9 protein-coding genes are annotated in these 11,414 nt (G+C 66.6%); 2 read left to right on the top strand and 7 right to left on the bottom strand.

The features are described from left to right. Window positions 1-624: 624 nt before the first annotated feature. The 4 genes from ASF65_RS02145 to ASF65_RS02130 all read right to left on the bottom strand — a co-directional run bounded on the left by ASF65_RS02145 (window position 625) and on the right by ASF65_RS02130 (window position 5,027). Window positions 625-1,221 carry an ABC-type transport auxiliary lipoprotein family protein gene (locus ASF65_RS02145; RefSeq protein WP_055884411.1) on the bottom strand — a complete coding sequence of 199 codons (597 nt, stop codon included), beginning with the start codon at window positions 1,219-1,221 and terminating at the stop codon, window positions 625-627. A gap of 137 nt (window positions 1,222-1,358) precedes the next feature. Continuing rightward, window positions 1,359-3,026, bottom strand: a complete 1,668-nt coding sequence (locus ASF65_RS02140) for an MlaD family protein (RefSeq protein ID WP_055884409.1) — start codon at window positions 3,024-3,026, stop codon at window positions 1,359-1,361. Then, window positions 3,026-3,856, bottom strand: coding sequence for an ABC transporter ATP-binding protein (locus tag ASF65_RS02135; RefSeq protein ID WP_055884406.1), 831 nt, complete (start codon window positions 3,854-3,856; stop codon window positions 3,026-3,028). The genes ASF65_RS02140 and ASF65_RS02135 overlap by 1 nt, the downstream gene beginning before the upstream one ends. Beyond that, window positions 3,837-5,027: an ABC transporter permease gene (locus tag ASF65_RS02130; RefSeq protein WP_055884404.1), complete on the bottom strand. Its 1,191-nt coding sequence runs from the start codon at window positions 5,025-5,027 to the stop codon at window positions 3,837-3,839. The genes ASF65_RS02135 and ASF65_RS02130 overlap by 20 nt, the downstream gene beginning before the upstream one ends. Window positions 5,028-5,159: 132 nt before the next feature. Between ASF65_RS02130 and dgcA the strand changes: the two genes are divergently transcribed. Next, complete coding sequence (gene dgcA / locus ASF65_RS02125) at window positions 5,160-6,149, top strand: N-acetyl-D-Glu racemase DgcA (protein ID WP_055884399.1); 990 nt, start codon at window positions 5,160-5,162, stop codon at window positions 6,147-6,149. A gap of 7 nt (window positions 6,150-6,156) precedes the next feature. On the opposite strand, the gene ASF65_RS02120 is transcribed toward dgcA, so the two are convergent. Further along, the gene (locus ASF65_RS02120; RefSeq protein WP_055884396.1) at window positions 6,157-6,993 is read right to left on the bottom strand and encodes a UDP-2,3-diacylglucosamine diphosphatase; all 837 of its coding nucleotides are present in this window, start codon (window positions 6,991-6,993) and stop codon (window positions 6,157-6,159) included. 184 nt (window positions 6,994-7,177) lie between these two features. On the opposite strand from ASF65_RS02120, the gene ASF65_RS02115 reads away from it, so the two are divergent. Continuing rightward, window positions 7,178-9,496: an NADP-dependent malic enzyme gene (locus ASF65_RS02115; protein WP_055884394.1), complete on the top strand. Its 2,319-nt coding sequence runs from the start codon at window positions 7,178-7,180 to the stop codon at window positions 9,494-9,496. A 22-nt stretch (window positions 9,497-9,518) separates the two neighbouring features. On the opposite strand, the gene gltX is transcribed toward ASF65_RS02115, so the two are convergent. Further along, entirely contained in the window at window positions 9,519-10,892 is a 1,374-nt protein-coding gene (gene gltX / locus ASF65_RS02110) for a glutamate--tRNA ligase (protein ID WP_055884390.1), read from the bottom strand. Window positions 10,893-10,928: 36 nt separating this feature from the next. After that, window positions 10,929-11,237: a hypothetical protein gene (locus ASF65_RS02105; protein WP_055884387.1), complete on the bottom strand. Its 309-nt coding sequence runs from the start codon at window positions 11,235-11,237 to the stop codon at window positions 10,929-10,931. Window positions 11,238-11,414 lie beyond the last annotated feature (177 nt).

The raw sequence follows: 11,414 nt of genomic DNA, 5'->3' as shown, positions 1-11,414 counted from the left end.
TCAAGTCGAGTTTTGGAAGGGCGGGGCCGTCAGGCCCCGCCCTTTTGCTATGAGCGCGGTCGTCTGAACCGACGTGTGCGGATGCTTCGGGATGGATTGCCGGGGTGCACGTCGCTTTCGATCCTGGCCCAAGCTAGACGAAGTCAGGCTCCCGAGATGTCGCTTTCCCCTTGTCCCGAGCCACGGCGTCTGAATGGAACTCCGGCCTCATAAGCGTGACGCGGGTGCTCTGATTTTCCTGAATGCCAGGCACAGCGAGCCGCGCTGGTTCGGCATCGGGTATGTCGCCTTCGCACCCTACAACCGTTGCAAAACCCGCCGTTTCCGGTGGCCTGACGGTTGGTCGACACTGTCCCAGCCCCGAGGAAAGTGAACGGCGGTTTTGGTGCGCAAACGTTGGGCTGGCTGGCATCGGCCTCCTGACCCGCGTCGGGCCCTGGTTGCCGGCGGGTTTCGCCAGAAGGCGACTGGCAGTCGCGATACAAGGATCGACGTCGGCGAACGGTAAGCCTCGGTTCTCGATCGCCTTGACACCCCTCCGTCCCGACCGCGGCCTACGTTGTTTGGCGGCAACAAAAAACCCGCCGAAGCGGGTCTTTGCCTTCGATCGCTGACCGGTCTCGTTCAGACGAGGCGGATCATCCAGGTGACGATCTCATCCGCGACCTGTCCGAACGCCTGATCGAGCGCTGTGACGTAGCCCGAAGGCTGGCCGTTGGCGACCGGCACGTTGGCCCGGAAGATGCGGGTGCCGCGCACGACGCCCGTGCGATCGTTCAGCGCCTTGACGGAAATTTCGACCACGGCCGTGGCGCCGGGTTCGAAGGCGATCTCGAAGCGGCGCAGTTCGGTCACGACCTGATAGTCGATCGCAAGGCCCTGCCCCGGCACACCCGCCGCTCCGATGCGACCCGTGTTCTGGAAAGCCTGGAGGAGACGCAACTGGACGAGGCGCGGAAGCCTGTCGCTCCACTGACTGTCCGCCAGATTCTCGATGGTCTGCGGCGTCGGCTTGACGACGATGCGCTGGCTATCGAGCGTCTGCGTCGCGGTGGGTTCGGGCAGGAGGATCTGCGAGCGGGTCGACGCCGACCCGACCGATGCCGGCCCCGGCGGCGAAAGCTCGAAGGTCGCCGGCGGCGTCTTCAGGGACGCACAGGCCGAAAGCGCGACCGCTGCCACCATGAGGCCGGACCATCTTGCCGTTGCGGATCGTGCCATGTTCATCCTCGACGCGTACAGGCGGAAAGCCGAAGCTGGCTCGCTTCCCGCGGGTTTGAAAGAGGCGATGCGTACCGGTCGGACGCCTCGCGCAGCATGTTAGCCGACAAGCCGCGCGGCCTGCCGGCACCTTGTTCCTAGCGGCGGACGCGACCGTCGAACTGGCGAACCTCGCCGGCGCCGTCGCCACCATAGATGACGCGGCTCGGGTTGTTCGCGAGGTCGAGGATCGCCCGCTCGATGCGCGAAACGGCTTGCGTCGTCTCGCGGATGAGGTTTCGGGCGTCCTGCAGCCCTTGGCCGGTGAAGTTCTGGAGGTTCGCCGCGATCGGGCCGACCGACCGCTGGATCGTCTCCGCCGTCGTCCGGATGCTCTGAAGCGTCGCGCGCGCCTCAGCCGTCAGCCCCTTGCCGTCCGGGCTGTTGACGAGGCCGTTCACCGAGTTGATCAACGTCTGGACCTGCGTGGACGCCACCTTCAACGACGCGCTCGTATCTTCGACATTCGTGATGATGTCGTTGATGTCCTGGCGACGCGAGTTGATGTTGTCGGCAACGCCGCGCACGGAGTCGGCCGCCGCCGCGATGTTGTTGGTCGCGGACGAGACGTCGTTGACGGCCTGGTTGATGGTCGATGCGCTGACCGCCGAGAGGAGCGTATCGATCCGCGCACGTGTTCCGTTCAGGCCCTCCAGCGCGCCGTTCAGCGTCTGAAGCATCGTGTCGGCGCCGGCGACGACGGAGCCGACGCGGCCGGACTGTGCGTTCAGTGCGTCGGTGAAGCCGGACACGCTGTTGATGGTCGAGCGGACCTGATCCGGGTTCACGGCGGCGGTGATCTGGGAGACGTCGGCGAGCGTGGAGTCGAGGCGCGTCGCTACGCTCGTGGCGGTTTCGGAGATCGGGCCGAGCCGCTGCAGGAAGGTCTGAACGCTCGGCAGATTCTGGGTGATCGTGTCGCCCACGGAGCCGAAGCCGGCGACAGCCGAGGACACGGACTCGATCGCGCGCGTGACGTTGCCGGTCTGGTCGCGCAGCGATTGCGAGATGGCCGCGACGTTCTGGATCGACTGGTTCACGGCTGCGACGTCGAGAGCGCCGATGAAGGTGCTCGCGCGGTTCATGAGGTCGGGGAGCTGAACGGCGACGTTGTTGGCGCTGCGCGACAGGTCGGCGAGGCTCGCGAGGAAGTCGTCGATCTGGTCGGCGTTGGCGGCGAGGCTGTCGGTGAACGTGCGGACGTTGGTCGAGGTCTGCGCCACGTTGTCGGCCGTCGTGCGCACCGCCGGGCCGATCGCCTGCACGATCTCCTCGAATTGGCCGAGAATGCTGTTGGCGCGGTCGGCGATGTCGCGGGCGGTGGCAAGAATGTCGGTGACGTCGGACGGATTGGCCGTGATGACGGGTGTCGCCCCCTGCTCCAGCGCCGACTGGATGATGTTGCGGTCGTTGACGTTGCCGCCCGTCAGGCCGATGAACCCGATGCCGGTCAGGCCCTGAAAGCCGATCGTGGCGGTGGTCGAAGTGGTCACCGGGGTTTCGCGGTCGATCTGCGTGGTTGCGATCACGACGCGCGGATTGTTCGGATCGATGCGCAGGTTCGTGACCGAACCGACGGCCAGGCCGTTGAACAGGACCTGGCTGCCCTGGCTGAGACCGGACACGGAGCCCTCGATGCGCACAAGCAGCGGAACGCGCGAATCCCGGTCGGAGACGTTCGCGGACCAGTAGACGAAGCCGAAGCTTGCCAGGAGCACCGCGACGGTGAACACACCGACGAGGATGTAGTTGGCTCTGGTTTCCATCACTCGTTCCCGCTGAAGTACGGATTCTCGTCCTTGGGCACGACGTATCGTGCCCGCTTTCCGTGGAAGTACGACTTCACCCAGTCGTCGTCGAAATCCAGCATGGTCTGGAGCGGCCCTTCCACGAGGACCTTCTTCTTGCCGAGCACCGCGATGCGATCGCAGGCCTGGAACAGGCTGTCGAGGTCGTGCGTCACCATGTAGACCGTCAGCCCGAGCGTGTCGCGCAAGGTCATGATGAGCTCGTCGAAATCGGCGGCACCGATCGGATCGAGGCCCGACGTCGGCTCGTCGAGAAAGACGATGTCGGGGTCGAGCGCGAGAGCGCGGGCCAGAGCCGCACGCTTGATCATGCCGCCGGAAAGCTCGGACGGATATTTGTCGGCGGCATCGGCCGCGAGGCCGACGAGATCGATCTTCAGCCGTGCCAGCTCGTCCATGAGCTTGGGCGAGATATCGAGATACTCGCGCATCGGGACCTGGATATTCTCCAGCACCGTTAGCGACGAGAACAGGGCACCCTGCTGGAACAGAACACCCCAGCGCTGCTCGACACTCAGGCGCGCGGCTTCGTCGGCGCGCTCGTAGTCGACGCCGAACACCTCGATCGTGCCCGACTGCTTGGCGTTGAGACCGAGAATGGTGCGCAGGAGCACGGACTTGCCGGTGCCCGATGCGCCCACGAAGCCCAGAATCTCGCCACGGCGGACGTCGAGCGACAGGCCGTCGAGGATCGTCTTCGATCCGAAGCGGACCGTCACATCCTTGGCGCGGATGATGACGTCGTCGTCCCGGTTGCGAGGCGTGGTGTCAGTATCCGATGGCGGCATAGAATATCGCGAATACGGCATCCAGGAGGATGACCAGGAAGATGGATTTCACGACCGAAGCCGTGACGTGACGGCCGAGGCTTTCGGCGCTGCCGCCGACCTTGAGACCTTCGAGCGAAGCGACGACGCCGATCACGATCGCCATGAACGGCGCCTTGATCAGGCCGGCGAAGACGGTGCCGATGTCGATCGCGCTGCGCATGCGCGTGATGAAGGCATCGGGCGTGATGCCGGAATAGATCCAGGTGACGACGATGGCGCCGAGGAGGCCGGCGATATCGGCGATGAAGGCGAGCAGCGGCAGGACGATCGTCAGCGCCACGAGTCGCGGAAAAACGAGGACGCCGATCGGGTTCAGGCCGATGACCTGCAACGCGTCGACCTCTTCGCGCATGCGCATCGAGCCGATCTCGGCGGTGATGGCGCTGCCCGAGCGACCGGCAATCATGATTGCGGTCAGAAGCACACCGATCTCGCGCAGCTGCAGGATGCCGACCAGGTCGACGACGAAGATTTCGGCGCCGAAGTTGCGAAGCTGGAAGGCGCCCTGCTGCGCGATCACGGCGCCGATCAGGAAGCTCATCAGCGCGATGATGGGCACGGCGCGAACGCCCATGCGGTCCATCTGGCTGACGATGGCGGCGGGCCGCCAGCTCTGTTTGCCGGTGATGCGTCGACCGGCGCCGTAGAGCGACGCGCCGACGATGTTGAGACCCATCATCGTCTCGCGGCCGACGGCGAAGACATTGGCGCCGATCGCCGCGAAGAAGTCCGCGACGGCCGAGGTCTGTTTGGCCTTGGTCTCCGGGCGCGGCGTATCCATGGCCTTGCGAACGGCGCCGAACAGCTTCGTCTCGGCGTCTCCAAGTCCTTCGGAGCGAACCTCCGCGCCTTTTTCGGCGAGGGCCCGCTGCAGCCGCTCCATCAGGAGCGCACCCGATGTGTCGAGGCGACCGACCGCCGAGAGGTCGAAGGTAACGGACTTGCCGAGGTCGGCCTTGCGCGTCTCGTCGACGACGCTCTCGACGTGCCCGATCGTGCGGGCCAGCCAGTCGCCGGCGAAATGCAGCACCACGCCGCCCTTGCCCTTCTCCGCCTCGAGCGAAGGCGAGGCGCCGTCGGGGCGACCTTCCTTCTTCGGTGCCCCTTCGGGGTGCGGAGTATCCAGCATGCAATCGCTCAGGTCGTGGGATGACGGTATAGGGAAAGGCCGGAACACCGCTCGGGCCGGCTCAAGGTCGTGCAGCCAGAGTTAGCTTGCGTCGTGTGCGATGCAATGCCCGTTAAGTTTTGCGAAGGAAATATGCCGATGCGTCGTCTTTCGGTCACAGTGGACCGCTTCCCGCTGGCGCGGCGTTTCACCATCGCTCGAGGCTCCAAGACGGAGGCCGTGGTGGTCACCTGCACGATCGAGGCCGGCGGCATTCGCGGCCGCGGCGAGTGCGTTCCCTATGCGCGCTACGGTGAAAGCGTCGAAACCGTATGCGCCGCGATCGAGGGCGTGCGCGAGGAACTGGAAGCGGGGTCGGATCGCGGGGCGCTTCCGTCGCTCCTGCCCGCGGGCGCGGCTCGCAACGCGGTGGACTGTGCGCTTTGGGACCTCGAGGCCAAGTTTGCCGGATCCAGCGTCGCCCGCCTCCTGGGGATCGAGTCGCCGCACGCGATCGACACGGCGTTCACCATCTCGCTCGACACGGCGGAGGAGATGCACAAGGCCGCGGCCGCCGTCGCAGGCCGGACGGTCCTGAAGGTGAAGGTCGGCGGGCCGGAGGGCGACGCCGAGCGTATGCGCGCCGTCCGCGCGGCGGCGCCGGCGGCGCGACTCATCATCGATGCGAACGAAGGATGGCGCCCCGAAACGATCCGCGACCAGATGCTCGTCGCCGCCTCGATCGGAGCGTTCGTCGTGGAGCAGCCGCTGCCGGCCGGTCAGGACGAGATGCTCGGGCGGATGCCGCGTCCCGTGCCGGTGTGCGCCGACGAGTCGGTGCACGGAAGCGACGATCTCGCCGCGCTCGTCGGGCGCTACGACTACGTCAACCTGAAGCTCGACAAGACCGGAGGCCTGACCGAGGGGCTGCGGTTCCTCGCGGAGGCGCGGCGGCTCGGGTTCGGCGTGATGGCCGGCTGCATGGTCGGCTCGTCGCTCGGCATGGCGCCTGCCGTCCTCCTCGCGCAGGACGCCGAACTCTGCGATCTCGACGGGCCGCTGCTTCTGGCCGAGGACCGGCCGCATGGCCTCACTTACGAGGGCTCGACCGTCGGCGTTCCGGGAGCCGCGCTCTGGGGCTAGGCGCGCGTCAGGCGGCGCGCGCGGGCTCGAGCGCGCGGGCATCTTCCAACAGGGGCGTCTCCACGATCTGGGGTGCCGGCACCTGCGCGCCGGTCCAGGTCAGGAGTTCCAGCGTTCCGTCGTTCCGCTCGGCGATCGCCGAGCAGCTTTCGACCCAGTCGCCGCTGTTGACGTAGAGGATGCCCGAACGCTCGGCGATCTGCGGGTGATGGATGTGCCCGCAGACGACGCCCTCGCAGCCCATGCGATCGGCTTCCGCCGCAAGGAGCGTCTCGAAGGCGCCGATGAAGGACACGGCGTTCTTCACTTTCAGCTTGGCCCACGAGGAGAACGACCAGTAGCCGAATCCGAAGCGGCGGCGGAACCGGTTGAACACGAGGTTGGTCGCGATCGCCGCATCGTAGGCCCAGTCGCCGAGATAGGCGATGAGCCGCGCGTTGCGGACCACGACATCGAACTCATCGCCATGCATGACGAGGAGCTTGCGACCGTCCGCCGTCTCGTGGACGTCGGTGAGGCGCACCTCGATGCCGCCGAAGTGCTGGCCGGGAAAGCCGCGCAGGAACTCGTCGTGGTTGCCTGGGATGTAGACGATCTGCGTGCCCTTGCGCGCCTTGCGCAGGAACGCCTGCACGACGTCGTTGTGCGATTGCGGCCAGTGCCACGCGCGCTTCAACCGCCAGCCGTCGACGATGTCACCGACGAGATAGATCTTCTCCGCGTCGTGGACCGCGAGGAAGGCGAGAAGCTGCTCGGCCTGCGCCGCTTTAGATCCGAGGTGGACGTCGGAGATGAAGAGGGTGCGGAAGTGCCGGTGCGTTCCCAGCTGACTCGTCGGCGTCATGGGCTTCGGCCCCTTCGATTGCCAGTACGATCAAAATCGCCGGTTTGCATTGCATCCATGTGACGGCGCGGCGTCGGGTCGAAGGTTGTTTACCACCTGTCCGGCTGGCATTAGTCGATCGAAGCCCATCGTTGCCGACATGCCTCAGCGCGTCGGCGCGATTCGAACGACCGGAGAGCCAAGCATGTCGAGCGCCGACGAAACCAGAAACACATCCGCCAAGCGGGATCTGGACGAGCAGGCGCTCTTCTACCACCGCCATCCCAAGCCCGGTAAGCTCGGCGTCCACGCCACCAAGCCGCTCGGCAACCAGCGCGATCTGGCGCTGGCCTACTCGCCCGGCGTGGCGGCGCCGTGTCTCGCGATCGCGGACGATCCGTCGGTGGCGGCGGACTACACCAGCCGTTCCAATCTCGTGGCTGTGGTGTCCAACGGTTCGGCGGTTCTGGGCCTCGGCAATATCGGCCCCCTCGCCTCCAAGCCGGTGATGGAGGGCAAGGCCGTCCTCTTCAAGAAGTTCGCCGACATCGACGTCTTCGACATCGAGATCGACGCGACCAGCATCGATCGCATGGTCGACGTGGTCTCGGCGCTGGAGCCGACCTTCGGCGGCATCAACCTCGAGGACATCAAGGCACCGGAGTGCTTCGAGGTCGAGGAGCAGCTTCGTGCCAAGATGGGCATCCCCGTCTTCCACGACGACCAGCACGGCACGGCGATCATCGTCTCGGCGGCGGTGCGCAATGCGCTGCTTCTGGCGGGCAAGCGAATTGAGGACGTGCGCATCGTCACATCCGGCGCGGGAGCGGCCGCGCTCGCCTGCCTCAACCTCCTCGTCTCGCTCGGCGCGAAGGTCGAGAACATCACCTGCACGGACAAGGAAGGCGTCGTCTACGAAGGCCGCGAAAAGGGCATGGATCGCTGGATGGCGGTCTATGCGAAGAACACCGAGGCGCGGACGCTCGCCGACGTCATCGCGGGTGCCGACATCTTCCTTGGCCTGTCGGCGGGCGGCGTCCTCAAGCCGGAGCTTCTCGAATCGATGGCCGAGAAGCCGCTGATCATGGCGCTGGCCAATCCGACGCCGGAAATCATGCCCGACCTCGCGCGGGCCGTCCGCAAGGACGCGATGATCTGCACCGGGCGTTCGGACTTTCCGAACCAGGTCAACAACGTCCTCTGCTTCCCCTACATCTTCCGCGGTGCGCTGGACTGCGGCGCGACCTCGATCAACGAGGAGATGAAGATCGCCGCGGTCGACGCGATCGCGGCGCTGGCGCGCGAGGAAGTGTCGGAGGTGGCGGCCAAGGCGTACGGCTCCGAGACCCCGGTCTTCGGCCCGGAATACCTGATCCCCTCGCCCTTCGACCCCCGCCTGATCCTGAAAATCGCCCCGGCCGTGGCTCGCGCGGCCGAGACGACCGGCGTCGCGCTGCGTCCGATCGCCGACTGGGACGCCTATCTCGATCGCCTCAACCGCTTCGTCTACCGCTCCGGCCTCGTGATGAAGCCGATCTTCGCCTTCGCCCGCAATTCCGAAAAGCGGGTGATCTTCTCCGACGGCGAGGACGAGCGCGTGCTGCGCGCGGCGCAGGTGCTGCTCGAGGACAAGGTCTGCCGGCCGATCCTGATCGGGCGCCCGAGCGTCATCGAAACGCGGCTCCAGCGGTTCGGACTGCGCATCCGGCCGCACCAGGACTTCGAGGTCGTGAACCCCGAGGACGATCCACGCTACCGCGACTATGTCGATCACTACTTCTCGAAGGTCGGCCGCCGGGGCGTGAACCCGGACACGGCGCGCGCGCTGGTGCGCACCAACACGACGGTGATCGGCGCGGTCTCGGTCTCGCGCGGCGACGCCGACATCCTGATCTGCGGTCTTGCCGGTCGCTTCTCGCGGCAGATCCGCGATATCCGGCAGATCATCGGCGTGGCACCGGGCGTCGGCCGCCTGTCGGGGCTGAGCCTCCTGATCTCGCAGAACGCGACGACCTTCTTCGCCGACACCTACGTGCAGGACAGCCCGACGGCCGAAAACCTTGCCGAGATCGCGCAGCTTTCGGCGCGGATGATCGAGCACTTCCGCATCAAGCCGCGAGCGGCGCTCCTGTCGCACTCGAACTTCGGGACCGCCGACACGGCCGACGCCCGGAAGCTGCGGGCCGCACTGGCTCTCGTTCGCGAGCAGATGCCGGAACTCGAGATCGACGGCGAGATGCACGGCGACACGGCGCTCTCGCGCGAGTTGCGTCAGCGCGTGATGCCGAACTCGACCCTGACCGAGGACGCCAATCTCCTGCTGTTCCCGACGCTTGACGCGGCCAACATCACGATGAACGTCGTGAAGACCATGACCGACGCGCTTCATGTCGGGCCGATCCTCCTCGGCACCGCCAAGCCGGCCCACATCCTGACGCCGTCCGTCACATCGCGGGGCGTCGTCAACATGGCAGCGATCGCCGTCGCGGAAGCGCTGCAGCGCGACGAGGAAGCGAAGGGCTGAAGCTTTCGTCAGCCGGTGCCCGTCAGGGGCGTCGGCTGACTGCCCGCTCAGCGCCGATCAACGGCAGGAGGTCGGCCAGCTCTGGCCCGTGTTCCAGCCCGGTCAGTGCCAGGCGCAGCGGCATGAACAGGGCGCGACCCTTGCGGCCGGTCGCCGCCTTCACGCGCTCCGTCCACATCCTCCACGTCCCGGAATCCCATGGACCGTCGGGCAGGAGATCGAAGGCCTGCCGCACGAACGCGAGATCGTCCTCTGACCACGTCGGCGCTTCCACGGACCTCCCGAACACGATGTCTCGCCACGTTGGGGCGTCGCGCACCCGGCCGCAGTTGCGGCGAACGGCTGCCCAGAACGCTTCGGCAGCGTCATCCGAGACGCCGAGTGCACGGAGCCGGTCGGCGGCCACCTCGTAAGGCATGGCGTGGACGAGTTCGGCATTCAGGCGCTCGAGTTCGGCCGGGTCGAACTTCGAGCTCGATGCCGAAACATGGTCGAAGTCGAGACGCGCTTCGAGTGCCTTGAGATCGGGCATCGCCTCGATCGAGCCCGACAGGCCGGTCAGCACCGCAAGCGATGCGACGGCCATCGGCTCCAGCCCATCCTCCCTCAGCGAGCGGAGCGATAGCGCGCCCGTGCGCTTGGAGAGGCCCTCCCCGTCGATCGTCGTCAGGAGATTGAAGTGCCCGAAGGCCGGGATCGCGTGCCCCAGCGCCTCGAGAATCGCGATCTGAACGCCCGTGTTGGTCACGTGGTCGTCCCCGCGCAGGACATGGGTGATCCCCATCTCGCCGTCGTCCACGACGGAGCAGAACGTATAGAGGTAGGTGCCGTCCTCGCGGATCAGCACCGGATCGGACAACGACGCGAGGTCGACGGTCTGTCGGCCGCGCACGACGTCGTCCCAGTGCACCTCGGTCCGCACGGGCTGGAGCGGGTCGTCGACGAAATTCGGCAGCCGGAAGCGCCAGTGGGGCCTGGCCCCGTCGGCTTCCAGGCGTGCTCGGTCCTCGGCGCTCAGCCGCATGGCCTCGCGACCGTAGACCGGTGGCTGGCCGCGCCCCATGCGGCGCTTGCGCATCCGTTCCAGTTCGTCGGCCGTCTCGTAGCAGGGGTAGAGCACGCCGCTGTCGCGCAGGAGATCGGCGGCCGCGTCGTAGTGCGAAATCCGGTCGGACTGCCGCGCCACCGCATCCGGCCGAATGCCGATCCAAGCCAGATCCTCGGCGATGGCCTCGGCGTATCCCGCCTTCGAGCGATCGCGGTCGGTGTCGTCATAGCGCAGGAGGAAGCGGCCGCCGTGACGCTGGGCGAACAGCCAATTGAACAGCGCCGGACGCAGATTGCCGATGTGAAGATAGCCGGTAGGCGACGGGGCGAAACGGACGAAGACGGTCATGCCCTCCGCGATAGACGGCGGGCGCTCCCGTTGCAATCATGCGGACGCGAACGGAACCGGCCACCCGAAGAGCGCGGCGCCCGCGAGCCAAAGCCCGAGAATCGCTGCGAGCGCCAGGCAGAACAGCCCGACGCCGAGTTGCCGCACGGCATGACGCCGGTTGGGCTCCATCGCTTCGCCGAACGCCTGCGGACGCGTCACGCCCCGCCAGGCCTGCGGCTCGCGCGGCCAGCGATCGCCGAGTTCGCTTCGGATGCGACGCAGCGCCAGCGCGAATCGGGCGAGAAACAGGACGCCGACCGCAAAGGCGGCCGCCAGGAGATCGGTGGGAGCTGGTGTTTCCATCGCGGCGCTTCCTCGTCCTTGTCAGCCCATAACCCAGAATGATGCCTACGAGGTGTCGAAGACGGGCAACGGACGCCAGCGACAGCACGTCACAACGCCTCACGCAACGGAGAGATGCGCCTCCGACGCTTGCCTCGCAATTGCAAATCGCGCATTCCGCCCGACATAGGACGCGAG

Origin of the sequence: Aureimonas sp. Leaf324, from assembly GCF_001423245.1 — a bacterium.
In the GTDB taxonomy this organism is placed as follows: domain Bacteria; phylum Pseudomonadota; class Alphaproteobacteria; order Rhizobiales; family Rhizobiaceae; genus Aureimonas.
This window is presented reverse-complemented; position numbering and strand designations above follow the sequence as displayed.